Source organism: Saccharopolyspora gloriosae (assembly GCF_022828475.1).
GTDB classification, from domain to species: Bacteria; Actinomycetota; Actinomycetes; order Mycobacteriales; family Pseudonocardiaceae; genus Saccharopolyspora_C; species Saccharopolyspora_C gloriosae_A.
Map to the genome: position 1 here is coordinate 191,017 of NZ_CP059557.1, position 23,137 is coordinate 214,153.

At 69.2% G+C, this 23,137-nt stretch carries 27 protein-coding genes, 2 tRNA genes and 1 other RNA gene; 16 read left to right on the forward strand and 14 right to left on the reverse strand.

What is annotated here, in order from left to right:
- Positions 1 to 36: 36 nt before the first annotated feature.
- On the forward strand, positions 37 to 303 hold the full coding sequence (locus H2Q94_RS00830; protein WP_243790945.1) for a hypothetical protein: 267 nt from the start codon (positions 37 to 39) through the stop codon (positions 301 to 303).
- A 138-nt stretch (positions 304 to 441) separates the two neighbouring features.
- Here the strand turns inward: H2Q94_RS00830 and H2Q94_RS00835 are convergent, their stop codons facing one another.
- On the reverse strand, positions 442 to 879 hold the full coding sequence (locus H2Q94_RS00835; RefSeq protein WP_243790947.1) for a GtrA family protein: 438 nt from the start codon (positions 877 to 879) through the stop codon (positions 442 to 444).
- 171 nt (positions 880 to 1,050) lie between these two features.
- Between H2Q94_RS00835 and H2Q94_RS00840 the strand changes: the two genes are divergently transcribed.
- From H2Q94_RS00840 to H2Q94_RS00850, 3 genes are read left to right on the forward strand one after another with little or no spacing between them, the layout of a single operon-like run.
- Entirely contained in the window at positions 1,051 to 2,433 is a 1,383-nt protein-coding gene (locus H2Q94_RS00840) for a decaprenylphosphoryl-beta-D-ribose oxidase (RefSeq protein ID WP_397545404.1), read from the forward strand.
- A 26-nt stretch (positions 2,434 to 2,459) separates the two neighbouring features.
- A complete protein-coding gene (locus H2Q94_RS00845; protein WP_243796034.1) occupies positions 2,460 to 3,794 on the forward strand; it encodes a decaprenylphosphoryl-beta-D-ribose oxidase in 1,335 nt (444 codons plus the stop codon).
- Complete coding sequence (locus H2Q94_RS00850) at positions 3,791 to 4,552, forward strand: decaprenylphospho-beta-D-erythro-pentofuranosid-2-ulose 2-reductase (protein WP_243790952.1); 762 nt, start codon at positions 3,791 to 3,793, stop codon at positions 4,550 to 4,552. The genes H2Q94_RS00845 and H2Q94_RS00850 overlap by 4 nt, the downstream gene beginning before the upstream one ends.
- A 364-nt stretch (positions 4,553 to 4,916) precedes the next feature.
- Here H2Q94_RS00850 and H2Q94_RS00855 read toward each other — a convergent pair whose 3' ends face one another.
- From H2Q94_RS00855 to H2Q94_RS00865, 3 genes are all read right to left on the reverse strand, one after another.
- Entirely contained in the window at positions 4,917 to 6,101 is a 1,185-nt protein-coding gene (locus H2Q94_RS00855; protein ID WP_397545405.1) for a cytochrome P450, read from the reverse strand.
- Between the two features lie 30 nt (positions 6,102 to 6,131).
- Positions 6,132 to 6,839 carry a TetR/AcrR family transcriptional regulator gene (locus tag H2Q94_RS00860; protein ID WP_243790954.1) on the reverse strand — a complete coding sequence of 236 codons (708 nt, stop codon included), beginning with the start codon at positions 6,837 to 6,839 and terminating at the stop codon, positions 6,132 to 6,134.
- A 77-nt stretch (positions 6,840 to 6,916) separates the two neighbouring features.
- Positions 6,917 to 7,270: a cytochrome P450 family protein gene (locus tag H2Q94_RS00865; RefSeq protein WP_243790956.1), complete on the reverse strand. Its 354-nt coding sequence runs from the start codon at positions 7,268 to 7,270 to the stop codon at positions 6,917 to 6,919.
- Positions 7,271 to 7,648: 378 nt separating this feature from the next.
- On the opposite strand from H2Q94_RS00865, the gene H2Q94_RS00870 reads away from it, so the two are divergent.
- On the forward strand, positions 7,649 to 7,837 hold the full coding sequence (locus H2Q94_RS00870) for an antitoxin (RefSeq protein WP_243790959.1): 189 nt from the start codon (positions 7,649 to 7,651) through the stop codon (positions 7,835 to 7,837).
- A gap of 498 nt (positions 7,838 to 8,335) precedes the next feature.
- On the opposite strand, the gene H2Q94_RS00875 is transcribed toward H2Q94_RS00870, so the two are convergent.
- Positions 8,336 to 9,535, reverse strand: a complete 1,200-nt coding sequence (locus tag H2Q94_RS00875; RefSeq protein WP_243790961.1) for a thiolase family protein — start codon at positions 9,533 to 9,535, stop codon at positions 8,336 to 8,338.
- A gap of 50 nt (positions 9,536 to 9,585) precedes the next feature.
- Positions 9,586 to 10,560, reverse strand: a complete 975-nt coding sequence (locus tag H2Q94_RS00880) for a prephenate dehydrogenase (protein ID WP_243796036.1) — start codon at positions 10,558 to 10,560, stop codon at positions 9,586 to 9,588.
- A gap of 136 nt (positions 10,561 to 10,696) precedes the next feature.
- Between H2Q94_RS00880 and H2Q94_RS00885 the strand changes: the two genes are divergently transcribed.
- From H2Q94_RS00885 to H2Q94_RS00900, 4 genes are all read left to right on the forward strand, one after another.
- Positions 10,697 to 11,185 carry a tRNA adenosine deaminase-associated protein gene (locus H2Q94_RS00885; protein WP_243790963.1) on the forward strand — a complete coding sequence of 163 codons (489 nt, stop codon included), beginning with the start codon at positions 10,697 to 10,699 and terminating at the stop codon, positions 11,183 to 11,185.
- Positions 11,182 to 11,640 (forward strand): nucleoside deaminase, encoded by a 459-nt coding sequence (locus tag H2Q94_RS00890; protein ID WP_397545406.1) that lies wholly within the window; start codon positions 11,182 to 11,184, stop codon positions 11,638 to 11,640. Before H2Q94_RS00885 ends, H2Q94_RS00890 begins: the two co-directional genes overlap by 4 nt.
- 75 nt (positions 11,641 to 11,715) lie before the next feature.
- Positions 11,716 to 11,958 (forward strand): CsbD family protein, encoded by a 243-nt coding sequence (locus tag H2Q94_RS00895; protein WP_243790966.1) that lies wholly within the window; start codon positions 11,716 to 11,718, stop codon positions 11,956 to 11,958.
- Positions 11,959 to 12,002: 44 nt separating this feature from the next.
- Positions 12,003 to 12,090, forward strand: a tRNA-Ser gene (locus tag H2Q94_RS00900).
- A 72-nt stretch (positions 12,091 to 12,162) separates the two neighbouring features.
- Here the strand turns inward: H2Q94_RS00900 and H2Q94_RS00905 are convergent.
- Positions 12,163 to 13,866 (reverse strand): ATP-binding cassette domain-containing protein, encoded by a 1,704-nt coding sequence (locus tag H2Q94_RS00905; RefSeq protein WP_309501105.1) that lies wholly within the window; start codon positions 13,864 to 13,866, stop codon positions 12,163 to 12,165.
- A 321-nt stretch (positions 13,867 to 14,187) separates the two neighbouring features.
- Positions 14,188 to 15,027, reverse strand: coding sequence for a LysR family transcriptional regulator (locus H2Q94_RS00910; protein ID WP_243790968.1), 840 nt, complete (start codon positions 15,025 to 15,027; stop codon positions 14,188 to 14,190).
- An 81-nt stretch (positions 15,028 to 15,108) separates the two neighbouring features.
- Between H2Q94_RS00910 and H2Q94_RS00915 the strand changes: the two genes are divergently transcribed.
- From H2Q94_RS00915 to H2Q94_RS00935, 5 genes are all read left to right on the forward strand, one after another.
- Positions 15,109 to 15,825 (forward strand): SDR family NAD(P)-dependent oxidoreductase, encoded by a 717-nt coding sequence (locus H2Q94_RS00915; protein ID WP_243790971.1) that lies wholly within the window; start codon positions 15,109 to 15,111, stop codon positions 15,823 to 15,825.
- Positions 15,826 to 16,013: 188 nt separating this feature from the next.
- The gene (locus H2Q94_RS00920) at positions 16,014 to 16,235 is read left to right on the forward strand and encodes a hypothetical protein (RefSeq protein ID WP_243790973.1); all 222 of its coding nucleotides are present in this window, start codon (positions 16,014 to 16,016) and stop codon (positions 16,233 to 16,235) included.
- 293 nt (positions 16,236 to 16,528) lie between these two features.
- The gene (locus H2Q94_RS00925; RefSeq protein ID WP_309501106.1) at positions 16,529 to 18,325 is read left to right on the forward strand and encodes an endonuclease/exonuclease/phosphatase family protein; all 1,797 of its coding nucleotides are present in this window, start codon (positions 16,529 to 16,531) and stop codon (positions 18,323 to 18,325) included.
- A 147-nt stretch (positions 18,326 to 18,472) separates the two neighbouring features.
- Positions 18,473 to 18,643, forward strand: a complete 171-nt coding sequence (locus H2Q94_RS00930; protein WP_397545407.1) for a type II toxin-antitoxin system HicA family toxin — start codon at positions 18,473 to 18,475, stop codon at positions 18,641 to 18,643.
- A gap of 28 nt (positions 18,644 to 18,671) precedes the next feature.
- Complete coding sequence (locus H2Q94_RS00935) at positions 18,672 to 18,890, forward strand: type II toxin-antitoxin system HicB family antitoxin (RefSeq protein ID WP_243790975.1); 219 nt, start codon at positions 18,672 to 18,674, stop codon at positions 18,888 to 18,890.
- Positions 18,891 to 19,319: 429 nt separating this feature from the next.
- Here H2Q94_RS00935 and H2Q94_RS00940 read toward each other — a convergent pair.
- The 5 genes from H2Q94_RS00940 to H2Q94_RS00960 all read right to left on the reverse strand — a co-directional run bounded on the left by H2Q94_RS00940 (position 19,320) and on the right by H2Q94_RS00960 (position 21,841).
- Positions 19,320 to 19,405: transfer RNA gene (locus H2Q94_RS00940), tRNA-Ser, on the reverse strand.
- A gap of 89 nt (positions 19,406 to 19,494) precedes the next feature.
- Entirely contained in the window at positions 19,495 to 20,433 is a 939-nt protein-coding gene (locus H2Q94_RS00945; RefSeq protein WP_243790977.1) for an alpha/beta hydrolase, read from the reverse strand.
- 134 nt (positions 20,434 to 20,567) lie between these two features.
- Positions 20,568 to 20,954, reverse strand: coding sequence for a VOC family protein (locus H2Q94_RS00950; protein ID WP_243790979.1), 387 nt, complete (start codon positions 20,952 to 20,954; stop codon positions 20,568 to 20,570).
- 89 nt (positions 20,955 to 21,043) lie between these two features.
- On the reverse strand, positions 21,044 to 21,322 hold the full coding sequence (locus H2Q94_RS00955) for a DUF397 domain-containing protein (RefSeq protein ID WP_243790981.1): 279 nt from the start codon (positions 21,320 to 21,322) through the stop codon (positions 21,044 to 21,046).
- A 15-nt stretch (positions 21,323 to 21,337) separates the two neighbouring features.
- Positions 21,338 to 21,841 (reverse strand): DUF5753 domain-containing protein, encoded by a 504-nt coding sequence (locus H2Q94_RS00960; protein ID WP_309501186.1) that lies wholly within the window; start codon positions 21,839 to 21,841, stop codon positions 21,338 to 21,340.
- Positions 21,842 to 21,909: 68 nt separating this feature from the next.
- Here H2Q94_RS00960 and H2Q94_RS00965 point away from each other — a divergent pair, with 68 nt between their 5' ends.
- Positions 21,910 to 22,173 (forward strand): hypothetical protein, encoded by a 264-nt coding sequence (locus H2Q94_RS00965; RefSeq protein ID WP_243790983.1) that lies wholly within the window; start codon positions 21,910 to 21,912, stop codon positions 22,171 to 22,173.
- 70 nt (positions 22,174 to 22,243) lie between these two features.
- Here H2Q94_RS00965 and H2Q94_RS00970 read toward each other — a convergent pair whose 3' ends face one another.
- A complete protein-coding gene (locus H2Q94_RS00970) occupies positions 22,244 to 22,909 on the reverse strand; it encodes a superoxide dismutase family protein (RefSeq protein ID WP_243790986.1) in 666 nt (221 codons plus the stop codon).
- Between the two features lie 117 nt (positions 22,910 to 23,026).
- Between H2Q94_RS00970 and ffs the strand changes: the two genes are divergently transcribed.
- Positions 23,027 to 23,123: signal recognition particle sRNA small type (gene ffs / locus H2Q94_RS00975), an RNA gene on the forward strand.
- The last annotated feature ends 14 nt before the right edge of the window (positions 23,124 to 23,137 follow it).

A 23,137-nucleotide genomic window follows, 5' to 3' on the forward strand; every position in this document is an offset into this window, starting at 1 on the left:
CTGCCGCCGCAGCGCGTGCGGTGGTGCGCTGGGGGCATGAGTGAGAAGCGACCAGGATTGATCCTGCACTTGGCAGGCGTGTCCCAACCCCTGCACATCGCGTTGGACGCGACCGAAGCGGAAACGCTCGACGGGCGGCTGGCGGAGCTGATGGGTTCCGGAGGTACGACGTTGCTGACGACCGCGGACGGCGGCAAATTCGCGGTGAACTTCGCGCACGTGGCCACCGCGCACGTGGAGAGCACGCGCTCGGAGAGCAACGCCTACGGAGCGCCGAACCGCAGCACGGGTTTCGCGAGCTGAGCATCGTCGAGCCGTGCACCGCGTGGAGTGAGCGTCCCCTTCGCCAGGTGGCGGCCGTTCAGTCGAAGGACCGCACCAAGTGAACGTCCCCTTCGCCCGCGTGGGCGAAGGGGACATCGACCTGCTCGGCCGGTGGGGTCAGTCGCGGAAGACGACCCACTTCAACATCACGAAGTTGATCAGAGTGCCGAGGCCCTGGGCGATCACCCAGAACAGCCCGAACTGCCACGCCTCGCGCGCGTCGAACAGGAAGCACAGCAGCTCGTTCGAACCCATGTTCACGAAGAACGTGGTCGTGTAGACGATCGCGAACGCCCCGGCCTTGGCCGTGGAGTTGCCGGAGCTGGCACCGCTGAAGGTGAACTTCCGGTTGATCAGGTACGAAGCCGTGGTGCCGAGGATGAACGAGATCGACTTCGACAGCCACGTCGGCCACCCGAGCGCGCCGAGCAGCACCGAGTAGGTCCCCGCGTCGATCAGGGCGCAGAAACCGCCGATGGCCACGAAGCGGAAGAGCTGTTGGAACAGCCCGAGCTTCTTGAGCTCGGTGTCTGTGCCGGATTCGGCCACGGCCACTGGTTCACCCCAAGTGTCGGCAACGAGTGTCGGTACGGCAGGCCCGGAGGCGGACGACCACAAGTCGCCCCGAAAAGTGTAGCGGTGAACGTCTGCGGTCCCTGGTGCGCCTGTGCTAGCGGGGCGCTACCCGCCGGTACCCGGGTGCGCGACGCCGATAGACTCGGCTGGGTGGGATCGGGACAGCACGACCATGCGACCAGCCGACAAGTCCGGCGACTGACCGGGTGGGGGCGCACGGCGCCGACCTCGGCTCAAGTCGTGAGCACCCCGGACATCGACGTGATCTCGAAGGCGGTCCGTGAAGCAGGCCCGCGCGGCGTCATCGCCCGCGGCCTCGGCCGCAGCTACGGCGACCCGTCGCAGAACGCGGGCGGCACCGTCATCGACATGACCGCGCTCGACCGCGTGCACCAGGTCGACGCGGATGAAGCGACGGTCGTCGTCGACGCCGGTGTTTCGCTGGACACCCTGATGCGCCGCCTGCTGCCGTACGGCCTGTGGATCCCGGTGCTGCCGGGCACCCGCCAGGTCACCGTCGGCGGCGCCATCGGTTCCGATATCCACGGCAAGAACCACCACTCGCAGGGTTCGTTCGGCAGTCACGTGCTGTCGATGGACCTGCTCACCGCCGACGGTTCGGTGCACACCCTGTCGCCGCAGGGCACGGGCGCGGAACTGTTCTGGGCGACGGTCGGCGGCATGGGGCTGACCGGGATCATCTTGAAGGCGACGATCCGGCTCAAGCGCGTCGAAACGGCGTACTTCCTGGTCGACAACGTGCAGACGAAGAACCTCGACGAGCTGATCGAGTACTTCACCGACGGCTCCGACGGCAACTACATCTACTCCGTGGCCTGGTTCGACTCGCTGGCGCGTGGCGAGAACCTGGGTCGCGCCCTGTTGACCAGGGGGAACTCCGCGACGCTGGAGGACCTGCCGAAGAAGCTGCGCAAGGATCCGTTGAAGTTCAACGCCCCGCAGCTGATGACGGCTCCGCCGCTGTTCCCGAACGGGCTGGTGAACAAGTACACGATCACCGCCTTCAACGAGGTCTGGTACCGCAAGGCGCCGACGAAGTTCGGGGCGGTGCAGAACATCACCCAGTTCTTCCACCCGCTCGACCTGGTCGGCGAGTGGAACCGGATCTACGGCCCGAACGGTTTCCTGCAGTACCAGTTCATGGTGCCGTTCGGGCAGGAGTCGACGTTCCGCCGCTCCATCGACAAGATCAGCGCCAGCGGGCACGTGTCGTTCCTGAACGTGCTCAAGACCTTCGGCCCGGGCAACGAGGCACCGATGTCGTTCCCGAGCGAGGGCTGGACGCTGACCGTGGACATTCCGATCACGCCCGGTCTCGACCGGCTGTGCCAGGAGCTCGATGAGCTGGTCCTCGACGCGGGCGGCAGGCTGTACCTCGCCAAGGAGTCGCGGACGTCGGCGGAGATGATCGAGCGGATGTACCCGCGCATCCACGAGTGGCGCAAGATCCGCGCCTCGGTCGACCCCGAGGGCGTGTTCCATTCCGACCTGTCCCGGAGGTTGAGCCTGTGACCGCAGCGTTGCAGAACCGGAAGCTGATGGGCTGGGCGCGCACCGCGCCGACCCACGCTCAGGTGCTGAGCACCCCTGACGTCGACGCCATCGCCCGCGCTGTCCGCGAGGCCGATGAGCGCGGCGTGATCGCCCGCGGCCTCGGCCGCAGCTACGGCGACGTGTCGCAGAACGCCGGCGGCACCGTCATCGACATGACCGCGCTGAACCGCATCCACGACATCGACCCGGACAAGGCCGTGGTCGACGTGGACGCGGGCGTGAGCCTGGACCAGCTGATGAAGGCGGCGCTGCCGCACGGCCTGTGGGTCCCGGTGCTGCCGGGCACCCGCCAGGTCACCATCGGCGGGGCCATCGGCTGCGACATCCACGGCAAGAACCACCACTCGCACGGCAGCTTCGGCAACCACGTGGTGTCGATGGACCTGCTCACCGCCGACGGAGAGGTCCGCACCCTGACCCCCGACGGGGAGGGTTCGGAGCTGTTCTGGGCGACGGTGGGCGGTGTCGGCCTGACCGGCATCGTGCTGCGCGCGAAGGTGAAGATGAAGCGCACCGAGAGCGCGTACTTCATCGTCGACGCGGACCGCACGAAGGACCTGGACGAGACGCTGGAGCTGTTCTCCAACGGCTCCGACATGAACTACGACTACTCGATGGCGTGGTTCGACGCGATCTCCACCGGCCCGAAGCTGGGCCGTTCGGCGTTCTCCCGCGGCTCGCTGGCGAAGCTCGACGAGCTGCCGCCGAAGCTGCGCGCCGATCCGCTGAAGTTCGACGCCCCGCAGCTGCTGACCTTCCCGGACGTCTTTCCGAACGGGCTGGCCAACAAGCTGACGTTCAGCACGCTCAGCGAGGTCTGGTACCGCAAGACGCCGAAGGCCGGTCGTGGCCAGGTGCAGAACCTGACGGCCTTCTACCACCCGCTGGACATGTTCGGCGAGTGGAACCGCGCCTACGGCTCGAAGGGCTTCCTGCAGTACCAGTTCATCCTGCCGTTCGAGCAGCACGAGGCGCTGCGCACGCTGGTGCAGCGCATCGCGGAGTCCGGGCACGTGTCGTTCCTGAACGTGCTCAAGCGGATGGGCGACAGCAGCCGCGCGCCGCTGTCGTTCGCGATGCCGGGCTGGACGATCACCGTCGACTTCCCGATCAAGGACGGGCTCAGCCGGTTCTGCCAGGAGCTCGACGACCTGGTGCTCGGCGCGGGTGGCCGCCTGTACTTCGCGAAGGACTCGCGCACCACGCCGGAGATGATCCAGCAGATGTACCCCCGTCTCGACGAGTGGCGCAAGGTGCGCGCCGCCGTCGACCCGCAAGGAATCTTCCACTCCGATCTGTCCCGAAGGTTGGCCCTGTGATCGACGCCGTTGGAAACCCGCAGTCCCTGTTCATCCTCGGTGGTACCTCCGACATCGCGCTGGCGACCGCGGAGCAGTACGCGAACCAGCGCCCGCTGCGGATCGTGCTGGCCGCGCGCCCGGAGGAGGCCGACCTCGTCGCGGCCGCGGCCGAGCGGCTGCGCAAGACCGGCAGCACGGTCAGCACCATCGAGTTCGAGGCAACCGACCCGGAAACGCACGGCGACGTGGTCGAGAAGGCCTTCGCCGACGGTGACATCGACGTCACCCTGGTCGCCTTCGGCGTGCAGCTCGACAACGAGAAGTGCTGGACGGACCCGGCCGCGGCGCGGCTGACCGCTGAGGTCAACTACGTCGCGCCGATGTCGCTGGGCGTGCACCTGTCGAACAAGCTGCGCAAGCAGGGCCACGGGCACCTGGTGATGATGGCTTCGCCCGCAGGTGAGCGCGCCCGCCGGACGAACTTCGTCTACGGCTCCGCCAAGGGCGGCATCGACCTGTTCTACTCCGGCCTGACCTACGCCCTGGAGGGCTCGGGCGTGAAGGTGACGGTCGTGCGCCCGAACTTCGTGAAGACGAAGCTGACCGAAGGCATGAAGCCCGCCCCGATGGCGCAGACGCCGGAGCAGGTCGGCGCCGCGATCGTCGACGCGGTCCGCAAGGGCAAGGAGTCCATCTGGGTTCCGGGGCAGATGCGCTGGGTGATGGTCGTGCTGCGGCACCTGCCGCGCGCGATCTTCCGCAAGCTATCGTTCTGATCCTGAACGCGTGAGCGAGGGCCGCCGGGCACACCGGCGGCCCTTTCTCATGCCCGGAGGCGCTGATTCCGCTGGAGTCAACGGACCGTTCGCCCAACGAGACCGGACGAACGGTCCGTTCACCCGGCTTCGACGGCGAGCTGATCGGAGTGAACGGACCGTTGGTCCAACGGGATTGGGTAAACGGTCCGTTCACTCGGAATCGTTGCGCGGCCGACGCTGCTGATCCGGGCGCGTCGAGCTCGGGGCGGGTGGAGTGAACGGACCGTTGGTGGGATTGGGCGAACGGTCCGTTCACTCGGAACCGCTCCGCTGCGCCGCGGCGAGAGGCACCGGCCCACCCCCATAGGGCCGCTGCCGCAGGTCAACGGGTGCGCAGCGGGAGTTTCCGGACGCCGGTCATGTTCGGGTTCGGCTGGAACTCCGGCGGGTCGGCGGGGTCGGTGGCCAGTTTCGGGAACCGGTCCAGCAGCAGGTTCAGCGCGACCTTCCCCTCCAGCCGGGCCAGCGGGGCGCCGAGGCAGAAGTGGATGCCGCGGCCGAAGCCGAGCTGCGGGTTCGGGTCGCGGGTCGGGTCGAAGACGTTCGGGTCGGCGAATCGCCGCGGATCCCGGTTCGCCGCGGCGACCCACACCAGCAGCGGTTTCTCGGCTGGGATGCGCTGTCCGCCGAGTTCGACCTCGGTGTTGGTGACCCGGCCGATGGCGGCGAACGGGCTGAGGAACCGCAGTGATTCCTCGATGACGCCGGGCAGGGTGGAGCGGTCCGCGCGGGCACGGGCCTGGTGCTCGGGGTGGGCGTCGAGGCAGAGCACGGTGTTGCCGAGCAGCATCGTGGTGGTGATGTGCCCGGCGATCAGCAGCACGTTGGCGAAGTTGACGACCTCGTCGTGGGTGAGCTTCTCGCCGTCCACTTCGGCCTCGACGAGCTTGCTGAGCAGGTCTTCGCGCGGCTGCTTGCGGCGTGCGGCGACGTGCTCGCCCAGGTAGTCGGTGAGGTGCCCGACCTGGTCCAGGATCTCCCGCAGTTCGCGCTGCTGCTCCGGCGTCGGGTCGCTCAGCGACATCCGCGCGTCGCGGGCGAACATCCCGTCCACCCACTTCTTGAACAGGTCGCGGTCGCTGCTGGGCACGCCGAGCAGTTCCGCGATGACGATCACCGGCAGCGGATACGCCAGGTCGGCGACGAGTTCCAGCCGATCCGCCCCGTCGACGGCGTCGAGCAGTTCACCGGTGAGTTCGGCGATGCGCGGTTCGAGCCCGGCGACGACTTTCGGGGTGAAGGCGTGGCTGACGAGTTTGCGCAGCTTGTTGTGCTCCGGCGGGTCCATCCGCACCAGATTGCCTTCGGCGAACTGCTTGCCCTCCGGGAAGATCCGCGTGGTGTCGGAGGAGTAGGTCACCGGGTCGCTGAGGATCCGCATCGCCTCCGGATATCCGTAGACGTTCCAGAACCCGAACGATTCGTCGTAGTGCACGGGGCTGCCGGGTTGTTCGCCGTGCAGCCAGAACTGCGATTCCGATAATCCCCAGTCTTCGAGCGCGGTCATGATGTCCCCTTCATCAATGTGCGGTGGGTGTCACCGGGGGTCGTTCGCCGCGTCCAACGCGTTGAACAGCTCCCGGTAGCCGGTGATCAGTTCGGTGAGCACCGTGTCGATCCGGTCCGCGACCGCGCGCACCGTCGCCCCGTCCGGTTCGCCCGGCGGTTCGAACGCGTGGCGGATGGTGTGCGCGAGAGCGTCCGCTTTGCGCTCCCGGTCGATGCCGGGGGGCGCGGGTTTGTAGTCGTCGGCGAGGAAGAACCCGAGCGCCGCCGCGTTGAGCGTGTAGGCGAGTTCGGGCACGTCGGGGCGTAGCAGTCCGGATTCGGCCAGCAGCGAGAAGAAGCGCTCGTTGGTCGCCTGAATCCACTCGTTGTTGGACCCGTTTCCACTGGGGCGCTGCCGGAGGTCGCCCAGCATCTCGGCGTCCCCGGTGACCAGCGCCAGCGCCAGCGGCCGCCGGAAGGTCACCAGGTAGGTCAGGCGCAACAGCCGGTGCGGGCGAACTTCGTTCGGGTCGTCGCGCAGTCCGCCGCGGATGTCTTCGACGAGCACGATCGACTCGCGTACCAGCAGGCTCTGGAACAGCGCGATCTTGGTCTTCCAGTGCAGGTAGACGGTGCCCTTGCCGACATGCGCCTGCCGGGCGATGTCGTTGATGGTCACCTTCCGGTAGCCGTGCCGCAGCAGCAGTTCGCCTGCGGCGTCGAGGATCCGGTCGGCTCGATCGGTGTCGCGGGGCACCTGGTGTCCTCTCCTGCGCCGGGCCTGCGGCCCGACCACTTCTGTTCGTGACCGGATTTGCTCATCTGGTCATATGGTCACGCTAGACTCGCTCGCGACACTCGACAAGCCCCTTTCCGGCGGGCGTCTTGAGAAGGGTTCGTGCCGGTGATCGCGATCTTTCGCCCCGGGGCCACGATCTTGCGCAGCTTCGTGTGCTCCGGCGGATCCAGCTGCACCGGATCTCCCACCACGAACTCCCGCATCCGCGGGTACAGGCGGGTCGTGTTCGAGGAGTACGTCGCGGGATCGCCGAGCACTTCCAACGCCTCCGCGTGGCCGTACACATTCCAGCTCCCCGATTCGGGGTCGGGCAGCACCGGGGCGGACGGTCGTTCACCGCGCATCCAGAACTGCGAGTCCGGTGGTCCCTGATGTTCGATCGCGGACATCGAATCACCTTGGCCTCGAAGGTCGGCGCGGATTTCCGCCGAACCCAAGATCTGCGGAATCAGCGCGCAAGATGTCGAGCGATTTCGCCGTGAGCAATGCGTTCCGCAGTTGAATTCAGTAGTTGATATCCCGAGGGAAGATCGCGGAGGCCGTCTCTCTTCGCAGTTCATGGGCGATCTCTCCGCTGGATGTGCAAGATCCTGTTTCGCTGACGGTGAACGCTGTGTGACCGGCGGGGAGTCACGCCGACTTTGGCTCACTCGGAAGGGCGACATCATGGTGTCTGACCTGCCTGGAGCCGCCCCACCAGCGCGCGTTCACCCGACAGGAGGGCTAACTTCGAGGGTCACCTGAGATGTCGCGAGAAGGGAGCCGTCATGGGACTCGGCAGCCTCAAGGACAAGCTGATGAACATGGGCAAGCAACACAGCGACAAGGTCGAACAGGGCATCGAAAAGGGAAGTGACGCAGTCAAGAAGAAGTTCGGCCACGAGCAGCAGATCGACCAGGCCGCCGAGAAGGGCAAAGACTACTTCCGCAATCAAGACTCAGGGCCGCCACAGTAGTCAATGCTCCGCTGCGCGGCCGAAGCCGACCGGCGGGACCTAGCGAGGGTGGTCCCGGACCAGGTGGTGGCCGGCAGCTCCCTGGAAAGGGGCCGTCCGTAACGGACGGCCCCTTTCCCTTTGGTCGGGCTCGTTTTGCTTGGTGGGTCGGGTGGCGGAACCTCAGTTGGTCTCTCGCTGCGGGATCTTTTTCCCTAGTGGCTCCGCCACGAGGGAAAAAGCTGTCCTCGCGAGAGACCAACTGAGAACCCGCCGGTGGTCGGCTTCTTGACGTGGGCTATGTGCTTCGCACATACAGGCACGGCTTCGCCGTCAGGCACGGCTTCGCCGTCAGGCACGGCTTCGCCGCTAGGCACGGCTTCGCCGCTAGGTACGGCCTTCGGGCGCGAGGCAGGCGGGATTCGGCGTTGAGTCTTCGGGGCGCTTGGGAAATTGATCGCGCAGTGAGGGGCCAGCTGAGGTCCGTCCCCACGCGCCCGAGCAAAAGGAGCCCGTCCTTCAGGCTCGGATTGCGAGGGCCATGCCTTGGCCTACGCCTACCGATGCTGCGGCTATGCCGAGGCCGCCGCCTCGGTGGCGTAGGTGGCGGCACAGGTCCAGGACTATGCGCGGCATGGAGGCGCCCAGGGGGTGGCCGTAGGCGAGGGCGCCGCCGTGCACGTTGACTCGTTCGCGTTCGACTCCGGGGAGGTATTCGAGGACGGCGAGCACTACCGCCGCGAAGGTCTCGTTGATCTCCCACAGGTCCACTTCGGCCGCGGTGACGTCGAGTTTGCGCAGCAGCGCGCGGATCGCGGGGACCGCGGAGAGCGCGAAGTGGTGCGGGTCGGTGCCGGTGCTCGCCGAGCCCACCAGCTCGCCCCACGGCCGCACGCCGAGCTGTTCGGCCTGTGCTTCGCTGCCGATCAGCGCGGCAAGCGCCCCGTCCGACAGCGGCGCCGAGTTCCCCACCGTCACCGGCCCGTCGGGCGAGAACACCGGCCCGAGCTTGCCGAGTTTGCGCAGGTCCGTGTCGGGGCGCACCGATTCGTCCCGTCGCACCACCGTCCCGTCTGGTGCGGTCACGGGGAACGTGAAGCCGTCATGCAGCCCGGCGTCCCACGCGGCGGCCGCCCGGCGATGCGAGCGCAGCGCGCAGCCGTCCAGCTGGTCGCGGGTGATGCCGAGGTCGAGCGCGGTCCGCTCCGCGGCGTGCCCGAGCGGCACCGTCCACGCCGAGGGCATCCGCGGGTTCACCAGCCGCCAGCCCGCGGCGGTGGACGCCGTCTCCATCCGGTCCGGCATGGCCCGGTCGGCGCGGGGCACCACGAACGGCGCGCGGCTCATGCCCTCCACCCCGCCCGCGATGAGCAGTTCGGCCTCGTCGGCTTTGACCGCTCGCGCCGCCTGCACCAGGGCTTCTCCGCCGGAAGCGCAGAGCCGGTTCACGGTGACGCCGGGAACGGTCGTGGGCAGGCCCGCCAGCAACGCCGCCATCCGCGCCACGTTGCGGTTCTCCTCGCCCGCGCCGTTGGTGTTGCCGTAGAGCACGTCCTCGACCCGCGCCGGATCGAGCCGCCCGCTGCCCTCCGGGCCGTGCCTGCGCACCAGCTCGGTGAGGGGGAGGGCGGCGAGGTCGTCGACGCGGATCGCCGACAGCGCACCCCGGTAACGGCCGAACGGGGTGCGGGCGGCGTCGAGGACGTAGGCGCGGGCCATGGCTCAATGCTGACCGAACGGGTGGCGCCGTTAAAGGTCCGCGCGGGGGCCTATTCGGTCGCGGGGAGTTCCACGGTGGCGCTGTTGTCGTCGAGCGCGGTGATCCGCCCGCCGCGTTCGCTGAGATCGCGCAGTTTGCGCAGGTCACGGTCGCCGCGCAGTGGCACCGTGGTGCTCTTGCGCCCACCGCTGCCGAGCTGGTCGAGCTCACTGCGGGCGGCGTGGCCACCGTCGACGGTGGTCTTCAACGCCCCGGAGGAGGCGAGGGAGCCACGCGCCGCGCCGAGCCTGCCCAGCGCGTCGTCGACGGCGTCGAGCAGCGCGACCCGGTTCCCCTCGGTCATCGCCCGCACCAATTCCGGTTCGGAGGCGGCGACGCGCGTGGCGTCGCGGAACGACCCGGCGGCCAGCGACAACGCGAGCGGCCCGCCGTCGGCGCCGACGGCGGCGAGGATGTTCGCGAACACGTGCGGCAGGTGCGAGATGCGGGCGACAGCCGAGTCGTGCTCGGCGGCGGACACGGCCACGACGTGCGCGCCGCAGTCCAGCGCGAGTTCGGCGGCATCGCGCCACGCGCCGAGCGTGGTGCCGTCCTCCACGGCCACGGCCCACGGCGAACCCTGGAACAAGTCGGCGGCTCCGGCGGCCCACCCGGAGGACGCGGTGCCCGCCATCGGATGCCCACCGGCGTACCGGGCGCCGGGCAGCAGGCTGCGAACCTCGGCGTCCACCGGGTCCTTCACGCTGATCACGTCGGTGAGCCGCGCCTCCGGCGCCTGCCAGGCGATCTTGCGCAGCACGTCGCGCACCGCGGTCACCGGGGTGGCGATGACGATGAGCGCGTCCTCGTCCGCGGCACGGCGCAGCGCGTCCTCGATGCCGGTGACCTCGTAGCCCTCGTCGCCTGCTCTGACGGCGTCGTCCGCTCCGGCGGTGGCGCCCCAACCGGGGCGCCCGGCGGCGGTGGCGGCGCGCAGCACCGAGCCACCGATCAATCCCAATCCGATCACGCACACGGCACGCATGAGCACATCCTGCCCGACTCCGGTAGGTGCGTGGACCACCCGGTCGTGCGGTTCGACACCCCCGAACGCGGTGCTGAAGGTCACGAGCGCGCAATAGTGCTTTCGGGTGGCACCGGCACGCTCTACGGTTGGTCGCATGACAGGGCAGGAGCCGGTCGCGGGCTTCGCCGTTGCCGTTGTTCGTGAGGACGGCCGGTGGCGGTGCAGCGCGTTGGACGGTTCGGTATTGGGTGGGCTCGACGCCACGATCACGGCGTTGCGCGACTTGCGCTCCACCGGCGCGGTGTTCGGCATGTGCAATGTGGATGACGAGTTCTTCGTGCTGATCCGCCCGATTCCCGGCGGGGTGGACCTGCTGCTCTCGGATGCGGCGGCGGCGCTGGACTACGACATCGCCGCCGATGTGCTGGATCTGCTGCGCGCGGACCCGCCGGACGAGGACGACGACGAGGTGTGGCCGGAGGGCAATCTGTCGATCCTCACCGACATCGGCCTGCCCGAGGGCGAACTCCTGGTGATCATCGAAGAGGTCGACCTGTACCCGGACGAGCAGCTGGAGATGATCGCTCAGCGCTGCGGTTTCGGGGAGCAGTTCGCCGGCGTGCTGGAGAAGCTGGACCAGTGACGGCCCGCGACACCGAATTGGTGCGCGCGGCGCTGCAGGTCGCTCCCGGCGCGTTGACCACCGGTGACGTGCCGATCGGCGCGGTCGTGGCGGCCCCGGACGGTTCGATCCTGGCGCGCGAGCACAACCGGCGCGAGGCGTCGGCCGACCCGACCGCGCACGCGGAGATCTTGGCGCTGCGCGCGGCGGCCCGTGCCTGGGGCGACGGCTGGCGCCTGTCGGAGTGCACGCTGGCGGTCACCGTCGAGCCGTGCACGATGTGCGCGGGCGCGTTGGTGCTGTCGCGGGTGAGCCGCCTGGTGTTCGGCGTCTGGGAACCGCGCACGGGAGCCGTCGGCTCGCTGTGGGACGTGGTGCGGGACCGCCGCGGCAACCACCGGCCGGAGGTCGTCGGCGGCGTGCTGGCCGACGAGTGCGCCGCGTTGCTGGAAGGTTTTTTCCACGGCCATCGGTGAGGTGCCTCACCCATGCGTGATGACGGATCATCCTGGGTAGTCCGACGGTGACGAACTCTGCGGAAGGAGTCACCCATGGGTGTGTTCGACAAGGTCAAGCACCAAGCTCAGCAGCTGACCGGCCGGGCCAAGGAGGCCACGGGCAGCGCGACCGGCAACGACGAACTCCGCGACGCCGGCAAGCGCGACCAGACCGAAGGCAAGGTCAAGGAGACCGGACAGGACGTCAAGGACAAGGCCGCCGGCGCGGTGCAGGACGTCCAGGACAAGTTCAAAGGCTCCGGCGGCGGCGAGACCGGCGGTTCCGCTGATCGCTGACCCCGTCTTCGGATGCCGAACAGGCGTCCAGTAGCCTTGTCGGCGGTAGCGTGTCCGAGCGGCCTAAGGAGCGCGCCTCGAAAGCGCGTGAGGTGAGAGCCTCCGTGGGTTCGAATCCCACCGCTACCGCCACGAAGAGCCGGTCCCCTCCACGAGGGGACCGGCTCTTCGACGTTCAGTCCCAGTTGGCTGTTCAGACGGGTTCTAACGCTCCGGCCGGGCCGTCTCGTCCACGTCGTTGTCCGGTTCCGATGCGGACCCGGCAGCGTCCGCCGACCTGATCGGCCCGAGGTGCAGGTGTGGCCAGTCGGCAGTGTCGCGCAGCAGCCGGCGGTCGTGACTGGCGACGACGACGGCGGCCGGGGTCCGGGACAGGGCGGCGGTCAGCTCCTCGACCAATGTGATCGACAGGTGATTGGTGGGCTCGTCCAGCAGGACGGCGTGCGGTCGTGCTGCCAGCAGCAACGCCAGGTCCAGTCGCCGCTGCTGGCCGATGGACAGCTCGGTGACGGACTTGGCCGCGTCCCGGGCGTCGAGCAGCCCCAGGGAGGTGAACGGCACTCGTTCGGACTCGTCGATTCGGCCGGAACCGATGAGCTCGCCGATCATCGTGTCGTAGACCTCGATGGCTCGGCGCCGGGACGGAGCCGGTGATTCCTGGGTGAGCAGCCCGATGCGGGCGTTGTGCTTGTGGTGAGCGGTGCCCGAGGTCGGTTCGGTCCTGCCCGCCAGCACGGACAGCAGTGTCGACTTGCCCGCACCGTTGGGGCCGGCGATCACGAGGCGTCCGCCGGTTCGCAGCAGCACCGTGGCCGGTTCGTCGATGCGGCCGGCCACGCGGACGTCGTCGCAGCGCACCAAGGTCGTTCCGGGTTTCACCGCCGGTTCCGGGAGCTGGAACCGGCGCGGTGGCGGCGGGACGTCTACGACGTGCGCTTCGAGGTCTTCTCGGCGCCGGTGCACGGCGCGGACCAAGCCGGGTGCTCGGGTGGCGCGGGTGTGCTTGCCCGTTCCCTTTCCCGGACGCCACCCGGTGGAAAGCCGGTTCTGCGCTGCGGAGAGATCGTCGGCGAGGCGTTGCCGTTCGTTCTGCTGCGCCGAATGCTCCGCCTCCCAACGATCCCGTTCCGCCGCGTGCCCGGCGCGGTATCCGGCGTAGCCGCCACCGTAGGTGCGGGGCCTGCCGTCCCGGCTCGGGTCGAGGTCGAGCACCGTGCGGACGACGTCGGCGAGCAACCTGCGGTCGTGGCTGACGAGCACCGCACCGCCCGGGTGGGCGCGCAGGCGTTCCGTCAGGTGTTCGAGCCCGTCGGCGTCGAGGTGGTTCGTCGGCTCGTCCAGCAGCAACAGGTCGTGGCCCGCGCCGAGCAGGCACGCGAGCCGGATCCGGTAGCGCTGCCCGACGGACAGGGTGGCGAGCACGCGGGAGCGGTCGTCGACGGCGCCGAGCGCCGCCAGCGACATGTCGACACGGCGATCCGCGTCCCACGCGTCGAGTGATTCGGCGGCGGCCAGCGCGGTCGCGAACCGGTCTTCGCTCCCTGGGCGTTGTTCGGTGAGCGCGGCGGTCGCCGCCTCGAACTCGTGCAGTGCCGTGCGGACTCCGGTGAGCTCGACGTCGATGAGGTCTCCCACGGATCGTTGCGCACCGACCGGCATCTCCTGGTCGGCGACTCCGATGGAGCCGCTGCGGTGCACCGCGCCGGAATCCGGGGTGAGCCGCCCGGCGAGTACCTGCAGCAGGGTGGTCTTGCCGCGCCCGTTCTCCCCGACGATCCCGAGCCGGTCACCGGCGGAGACGGTCAGGTCCACACCGGACAGCACGGGGTGACCACCTCGTGCGAGGTGGACGTCGGTGGCGGCGAGGTGGGCTCGTGCGCGGGTGAGCCGCGCAGGGCTGGTGGACATTGCTTCCTCCGAGCACGACGGCGCGACCCGTCGGGCGGGGATGCGCATCGTCGTGAGTGCGATGTGACGGCGGATGTGAACAGCCACGGCTCGGGGCTGATGCCCGGAGCCGGCTGGGCCGTCGTCCTCAGAGGAAGTAGTGGTATCGCACGTCGGCAAGCTAACAGGCCGGGAGCCTGGAGCACCAGCGGTTTTCCGCCGAAGCGGCGGCAGCGGACGGCGTCGGTGGCCCCGGGTCTCGCGGCGCCGAGGCGGACTTGTTGTGGACGTCAGCGCGCGTTCCCGGGTGGAGCGGTCGATGGTGTGTTCGTGTTGCCGGTTTCAGAGTTCCGTGGCGATGCGGACGAAGTTCGCGACGGCGCGGGAGCGGCACTGCGGGGGCCACGCGATCAGGGTGCTGACCGGATGCGCGTCGACGACGGGGACGGTGGCCAGGTCGTCGCGCACGGCGTCGCGGACGGACTCGGGCAGCACGGTCGTGGTCCGGCCGAGGCCGATCAGTTGCAGCAGCTGGGCGTGGCCGTGGATCTCCGGTCCGGGGCCGGGGGCGTAGCGACCGGCGGCGTCCGGCCAGCGGGCCATGGGGAGATCCGGCTGCGAGGTGATCTCGGCCAGCGTCAGCTCGTCGCGCGTGCTGAGCGGGTGCCCGGCGGGCAGCACCGCCACTTGGTTCTCGGTGTGCAGGGTTTCGGTGTCGAAGCCGCTGATGTCGTCGTGGGGCAGGTGCAGCAGTGCCACGTCCGCCCGCCCGTCCCGCAGCGTCGGTGCCTGCTCGCCGATGCCGCAGAGCAGCACTTCGACCTGAACGGCGTCCGGTTCGGCGGCGTACCGGTGGAGCAGTTTCGTCAGCAGCTCGGCGGACGCTTCCGCTTTGGTGACGACGACGATGCCGCCTCCGCTCGCGGCGGTTCGCCGGGTGCGGCGTTCAGCGGCTTCGACGGCGCCGATCGCCGCCCTGCCCTCGTGGAGCAGCACCACACCGGCATCGGTCAACGTCACGCCCCGGCTGTTGCGTTCCAGCAGGGTGAGTCCGAGCCGCCGTTCCAACTGCTGGATCGCCCGGGACAGCGGCGGCTGCGCCATGCCGAGCCGGTGCGCGGCCCGGCCGAAGTGTTCCTCTTCGGCCACCGCCACGAAATAGCGCAGCTCTCGGATCTCCACCCTTCGACGATACCCGCGCGGTATCGCCGGGAACCCGTTCGGTGTTGGCCGTCAGAGGAGGTCCGGACGCACGATCCGGGTATGGCTGAAAAGAAGGTCGCGCTGGTCACGGGCGCGAACAAGGGCATCGGGTACGAGATCGCGGCGGGCCTCGGCGAGCTCGGCTGGCGGGTCGGCGTCGGCGCCAGGGACGACGGCCGGCGGCAGGGTGCGGTCGAGGAACTCCGCGCCGCGGGGGTCGACGCGTTCGGCGTCCCGCTCGACGTGACCGACGCGGCGAGCGTTGTGGCCGCCGCGGCCCGGCTGGAGCAGGAAGGCGGGCTCGACGTGCTGGTGAACAACGCCGCCATCACCGGCGGGATCCCGCAGGAACCGACCTCGGTGGGTCCCGACACGATCCGCGCGGTCGTCGACACCAACGTGATCGGCGTGGTCCGGGTGACCAACGAGATGCTGCCGCTGCTGCGCCGCTCCACCGCGCCGCGGATCGTGAACATGTCCAGCGGTGTCGGCTCGCTGACCAGGCAGTCCGATCCGGCGGGGGAGAGCGGGCCGATTTCGGCCGCGTACGCGCCGTCGAAGTCGTTCCTGACGGCCGTGACGGTGCAGTACGCCAAGGAACTGCGGGACACGCCGATCCTGGTCAACGCGGGCTGCCCGGGTTTCGTGGCGACCGACTTGAACGGTTTCCGCGGTCACCGCACTCCGCGGCAGGGCGCCGCGATCGAACTGGCCACGTTGCCCGCCGACGGCCCGTCCGGCGGCATCTTCGACGACGCCGGGGTGGTGCCGTGGTGAGGCCGATTCGCTGTGCCTGCACCGTTTTTGACGTTGGGGCCGGGTTCGCCCCGGAGCTGAGCGAAGGGGAGGAGCTCGCCGTCCGTTCGGGCGATGATGATCTTTCCGGGCACTGTGGAGGGTGGCGGCGCCCTAGGTTCCGCAGCGAGGAGTTCACTGGAATTCCGGAACTGAGAAGGATCTTCTTGGTGAAGCGCAGTGCTCTGCTCCTGGTGTCGGCCGTCGTCGGCATGCTCGCCATCGCCGGACCGGCCTCGGCCGCCGCCCCGACGTACTACCGCACCTATCCGTCGCACGACTTGGCCGCCAAGGCGTGCGACGCGGGCAAGCGGCAGGGCCGGTGGTCGAGCTGCACCTACCGGCCCGCGGAGACCGGCCCGAACCCGCCGGTCGAACTGTGGGTCGCGTGATTCGCCGCTGAAGCGGACCGGTCGGCGTGGTTCCCCCGGCACCACGCGCGGTGGTGCCTCCTTTCGCCCACCGGTGGGAGGGGCCGTTCACTCCACCGGCGGCACCGGGTGAGTGCCTCCCACTCCCATTGGTCCAATGGGCCGTTCACCAGGTTCGGCGCATTCGTGTAGTGGCATCCCGGGGGCGGGGTCGCTGCGGGTTCTCCGGGTGGTCATCGGAAACGGGCGCATGCGTCATGCGCGGGCGGTAGCGTCGGCGATCAGTGTGATCGTCGACTGCTGGGGGTACGGGCGTGCACGGATCGTCTAGGGCGCTGGCCGGGATGTTGGCCGCGGCCGGTGTGCTGGTGGTGGCGCCGGGTTCGGCGGTGGCGGCCGAGGTGCGGATTCACGACGTCCAAGGCGCGGGGCGGGTTTCTCCGCTGCTGGGACGGGCCGTCACCGGTGTTCCGGGCGTGGTGACGGGGATCCGCACCACCGGTACGTCACCGGGTTTCTGGTTCCAGGACCCGAATCCGGATGGTGATCCGCGCACCAGCGAAGGCCTGTTCGTCTACACCCCGGACGAGGCGCCGCGGGTCGCGGTGGGCGATGCGGTGACGGTGTCCGGCACCGTCGCCGAGTACTACGCGGTCGGTGAGGGCGAACAGCCGGACACCACGCCGAACCAGTCGGTCACCGAGCTCTCCGGCGCCACCTGGCAGGTCACGGGCACCGCACCGGTCCCGGCGGCGGAGCCGATCACCCCGGCCTCGGTTCCGGAGGTGTACGCGCCGGACGGTGAGCTGGACGCGCTGCCGTTGGACCCGGCCCGGTTCGCGCTGGACTTCTACGAGTCCCGCGAGCACATGAACATCGCCGTCGAGGACGCCCGCGTGGTGGGGCCGACGGATTCCTACGGCGCGCTCACCGTCACGTCGAAACCGCGGCAGAACGCCGGCGACCGCGGCACCACCACCTACACCGGCTACGACCAGCAGAACTCGGGCCGGTTGAAGGTGGAACCAGTGGGCGCACCGGTCCCGGCGGCGAACGTCGGCGATCAGCTGGCCGGGCGCACCGAAGGCCCGCTGGACTACAGCCGCTTCGGCGGCTACCTGCTGGCGGCGACGACGCTGGGCGAGCACCGGCCCGTCGGGGTGCGCCCGGAGGTGACCCGGCCGCAGGCCGAGGACGAGCTGGCGGTGGCGACCTACAACGTCGAGAACCTCTCCGCGGCCGACGAGCAGGGCGAGTTCGACCGCCTCGCCCACGGCGTGACCACGAACCTGGCCGCGCCGGACGTGATCTCGCTGGAGGAAGTGCAGGACAACACCGGTGCCGCCGATGACGGTGTGGTCGCCGCGGCTCGGACGCTCGGCCGGTTCGCCGACGCGATCGAGGCGGCGGGCGGGCCGCGCTACGAGTGGCGGCAGATCGACCCGGTCGACGGCGCCGACGGCGGTGAGCCGGGCGGCAACATCCGGGTGGCGTTCCTGTTCAACCCGGCCCGGGTGTCCTTTGTGGATCGACCTGGTGGGGATGCGGGAACTCCGGTGGAGGCCGTCGAATCCGGTGAGCACGCGGGTCTGAGCGTCTCGCCCGGCCGGATCGAGCCGGGCGACGAGGCGTGGCGGGCGAGCCGCAAACCCCTGGTCGGCGAGTTCTCCTTCCGCGGCGAGCCGGTGTTCGTGGTGGCGAACCACTTCAACTCGAAGGGCGGCGATGAGCCGCTGCACGGCCGTTCCCAGCCGCCGGCGCGGAGTTCGGAGCAGCAGCGGACCGCGCAGGCCGAGCTGGTGCGCGGGCTCGTCGCCGACCTGACGGCGATCGACCCGCAGGCGAAGGTCCTGGTCACCGGCGACCTCAACGACTTCGACTTCTCCCCGGCGGTGGCCCGGCTGGCGGAGGGGGCGCTGCTGTCGCTGCCGTCGGCCGCGCTGCCGCCGACCGAGCGCTACAGCTACGTCTACGAGGGCAACGCCCAAGCCCTCGACCACATCCTCACCAGCCCCGGCGTCGGCGAGGCCGACTACGACGTCGTCCACATCAACGCCGAATTCGCCGACCAGGCCAGCGACCACGACCCCCAACTCATCCGGGTCCGGTGAGCGACCGCCCGATTGTCGTTGCGCTGCACCGAAATCACCCTTCGATCAGGTGGCGCCACTCAAGGGCACGAGATCTGCGTGCCGATACGAGGGTGATCAGAGTTTCGCCGTGATGCGGGTATCTCACCGCGCGCGAGAGGATCGCCATTGCCGTTCAAACTTGGGGAGTTACTCAAATGGATCGAGGCGGACGGCTGGGTGCTGAAGCGAACGCGTGGCAGTCACCGTCAGTACCAGCACCCGGCCAAGTCGGGGAAGGTGACGGTAGCTGGAAAGCCCAGCGATACGTTCACCCGCGCACCGAGGCGAGCATCCTGAGGCAGGCTGGACTCGATCGGAGGCCGTAGTGAGCGAATATCTCGTGCTCGTCGAGCGGGACGACCAGGGCGGTTTCAGTGCGTGGGTTCCCGACCTCCCCGGAGTCGCCGCGGCCGCAGCCACTTATGAGGAGTGCGTCCTGCTCATGCGTGAGGCCGTCGAGTTCCACCTGGAAGGAATTCGCGAAGACGGTGACGTGATCCCGGCGCCGACCGTGGTAGGTGCGGTGACCATCGAAGCGGCCTGAACCGACGTCGCGAATCGAGCCCCGGTGTGCTGTGCACACCGGGGCTCGTTGCCACGCGGGGTCGTCCCGTCCTTGCGAATCCGATCTTCAGGCTGGGTCGCGGTTCCCGGAACTTCCAGTGGCCCCTACTGGGTGTCACTCAAAGTGAGTACGCTGTGGTCGCTGGGTGACGAAGGGGGAGTTATGGGGCAGCCGAAGCGGGACGTGTCGAAAGGTGAAGTGCAGGAGCTGGGCGACTCGGCCTAGGGGCGTCGCGGTGGGGATCTTCGGGCGGCCTGAGCCGGGGCCGTGACGGTGCTCGGTGGGCACCGCGCACCGCGGACCGAACCCGCCGCGAACGCGGAAAGGCCCGTTCGCGTAGCGGGGGCGCAACTGAGACCCGCACGAAAGAGGGCCGGGCACCTGATCGGTGCCCGGCCCTCTGACCTGCGGAGGATACGGGATTCGAACCCGTGAGGGCTATTAACCCAACACGATTTCCAATCGTGCGCCTTAGGCCGCTCGGCCAATCCTCCACGCGGAAGTGTACGTGAGGCCGATGATCAGTCCGTGCAGGGGTACCCCGCGCGTTGACCTGCGGCGTCGAAGATCGGCGTCGTCCGGATCAGAGCGAACGCAGCACCCTGATCCGGTCCTGCTGGGAGCGCCGCGACACGTCGGCGTCGGGCACGGCGCCCTCGAACGCGTGCGGGCAGCCCGGTCGCACGTGCAGTTCCACCGGGGTGCCCGCGGCGGCGAGCCTGCGGGCGTACTCGATGTTCTCGTCCCGGAAGATGTCGAGGTCGCCGACGTCCACGAACGCCGGGGGCAGTCCGCTGAGGTCCTCGGCCCGCGCGGGCGCGGCGGTGGCGGGAACGTCCGAGGTGCCCACGCGGTCACCGAGCAGAGCCTGCCAGCCGGTGAAGTTCCGGTCGTGGGACCAGGTCGCGAGCGCTTCCAGCGCCGGGTCCGGTTCGGTGTTGCGGTCGTCGAGCATGGCGTAGATGAGGATCTGCCGGGCGACGGGCAGTCCGCGTTCCCGCGCGAGCAGGGTGGCGCCCGCGGCCAGTCCGCCGCCGGCGCTCTCGCCCATGATCGCGATGCGGGCGGGGTCGACGCCGAGTTCGGCGGCGTGTTCGTGCAGCCAGGCGACGCCCGCGTAGGCGTCCTCGACGGGCGCCGGGTGCGGGTGTTCGGGTGCGGCCCGGTAGTCCACGGCGAGCACCGGAATCCCGCAGGCCGCGGCGAACCGGGCTGCTTGCGGCATGCACAGGTCGACGTCGCCGAAGACCATTCCGCCGCCGTGCAACCACACCACGGCTGAGCCGGGCTGCTCCCCGTCGTTGGTGAGCCACCGCAGCCCGATCTCGGTGCCGTCGGCGCTCTGCACCTTGAAGTCGGCCCTGGACACGCCCGGCACCGGTGGCAGGTCGGCGAGCCCGGCCATGGCGGATTCGATCTGCCGCCGGATCGCCAGCGCGTCACCGCGAGCTTCGGGCGCGGGGCGGTTCGCGAAGTACGCCTCCATCGCGGGTTTCAGTTCGGGGTCCAGTTCGAGCGGCACGGCGTCCTCGGCTTTCCATCGGCGTTGGAGCCGAGCCTAGGCGCCGCCCCCGACGAGCCCGGCTGGTTCCGCCGCTCACCCGAGCGTTGACGGCCCGGTGAGCAGGCGGTTCAGCTCGCGGCTTAGCCGAGCGATCAACCGGCGAAGTGCATCAGTTCCCAGACGTGGCCGTCGATGTCCTGGAAGCTGCCGCCGTACATCGGCCCCATTTCCGTCGACGGTTTCCACGGTTCGCCACCTGCTTCGATGGCTTTGGCGATGATGCCGTCGACCTCGTCTCGGGTGTCGACGCTGAGACAGTTGATCACTTCGGTGGTGGTCGTGGCGTCGCTGATGTCGCCGTTGATGAACTCGGCGAAGCGGTCGTGCTCCAGCAGCATCACGAAGATGTTCTCGTCGATGCGCACGCAGACCGTGTTCTCGTCGCAGAAGTCGTCGTTGAAGCCGAAGCCGAGCGCGGCGAAGAAGGCCCTCGACTTCTGGGCGTCCTTGACCGGCAGGTTCACGAAGATCATGGGCATGGCGGACCTCCTGGGAGCTCTGACTCGCGTTCCACCGGGTAGACCCCGAGCGGCCGCGGAACTCATCGGATACCCGGCGCAGAAGCCGGTCACCGCCCGAACCGCCCGCCCTTGATCCCGTCGAGGAACGCGGCGAAGGCCTCGTTGCCGAAGGCCAGGATCGGGCTGTCTTCGCCGAGCTTGGAATCCCGGATGCCTGCAAGTGTTCCGTCGAACGCGACTTCGACGCAGATGCCGCCACTGCCGTTGCTGTAACTGGACTTCCGCCAGTCGGTAAACGAGCCCGGGATCACGGCGACCTCGACGCAGTTGTCGTTTCCGCTGCTGTGGCTGGACTTCCGCCAGGTGGCCGTGGGCGGGTGGATCATGAGGGTGCTCCTTGGTCAGTCGCTTAAGTCGTCCGCGATAGCGCCCATGAGGGTGACTGACGCTTCCTGATCGAGTGCGACTTTCTGCAATGCCTCGAAGGTCATGTTATAGGCGTTGACCTCGTCCGGTTCCTCCAAGCAGATGCTTCTGGTGAGGCTGTCGAGGTAGACGACGTCACCGAAGTGCCTCTCGGCGAACGACAGCATGGTGAACGAGGAACCCATGCCCGGATACGTTCCGATTCCCGCCTGGACGACTTGGATCGCAACGTTGTCCTGGGCGGAAAGTTCGATCAGGTGGCGGATCTGCCGCTGCATGATGGAGGCGCCGCCGACTCCTTGGTGGAGCGCGGGTTCCCAGATGACCGCCTCCGCGTGAAGCGCCGCCTCGCCTCGCAAGCGTTCTTGCCGACGAGCCCGCACCTGCGCTCGAAGGTCAGTGGTCTCACCGTTCGCACGCGGCAGGGCCGTGTCGCCGAGCGCTTTCGAGTAGTCCTCGATTTGCAGCAGCCCGGGGATGAGGTCGGCTGCCGCGAGGTCGGCTGGATCTTCGGCCTCGGCGCGTGAAACCGAAACCGTTGCTGCCGATGACCTGGCGCTACGAACCGGCGCCTCCGGACGAGGGCTACACGTTCCGCTGGGGCCGGGGCTCCGGAGTGATCACCGTGCATCGCGGTGACGTGCGCGGCACGCACGGCGACGAAACGCTGCTCGACACCGTGCGGATCGGCCGCGACCGGGCCGACGACCGGGACCTGCGGCTCGAAGCGCGCCGCTGGCTCAAAACCAAGGCCGCTGAAATGCGAAAAGCCGCCCACGAAGGGCGGCTGGGAAAGCCCGGTCCGGCGTGACTTACCCCGACAGCGCCGGGCCGTCCGGGCCGGTCGGTGCGAGTGCCCCCGCGCCGACCGGCTTCGGGGCTCAGGACTCGATGTTCAAGCAGGCCGCGCGGCCGCCCGCCTTGCCGGCCTGGCCGGCGGCGGTGTTCGTGTTGGACTCCTCGTGGATCACGATCGACTTCGGCGCGCGCTCGCCGGTGATGCCGAACGGCACGCTCGCCGAGGAGTTGCCCGCGCCCTGGGCGTCGGTCTGCAGGTCGAGCCAGATCTCGTTCTGCGGGTTGGCGTACGCCGGGTCCGTGGACGGGCTCTCCGGCGAAGCGGCCGGGTCCTGCTTGTTCTGGAAGTGCGGTCCCGCCGCGTCGCCCGTCGGGCCGCAGGCGTTGACGTGCGCGTGCACCGCGTAACCGCGGTTCGGCTGCAAGCCGGTGACCTTGAAGTTCACCGTCGTCGACTGCTCGGAGCCCTCGACGGTGGCGGTGGCTTTCGCTCCCGCAGGCGCGAGCGCCGGGTTGTAGGTGAACGCCCCGCCCTGGCCGCCGGGCTGCGCGAGCGTGCCTTCGAACGAACCGGCCTTCGCGTCGCCGCCACCGGTCTGCGTCTGCTCCGCAGGCGGCGGAGGCGTGCCCGGGCCGGGCGGCTCGGAGGACGGTTCACCAGGAGGCGTGCACGCGGTCAGAGCTAGGGCCGCGACGGCGCTGCCGAGCACGAGGACCCGGCGACCGGCAAAAGAGATCCGCAGAGACATGCAGCAGATCATGCCCGAAACAGGCGAAACAGGCGATCACCGACCCAGGTGGCGGGACGTGACAACGACTCGGATGGGGGAGTGTTCCCGGCGCCGGAGCGGACGCGTTAGACTCTTGGCGGGACTCCGTGCGGCGTCCATCCTGTGAACTCCCCCAGGGCCGGAAGGCAGCAAGGGTAAGCGGGCTCTGGCGGGTGCACGGGGTCCCGCTTACTTTCCCCGGCCGCC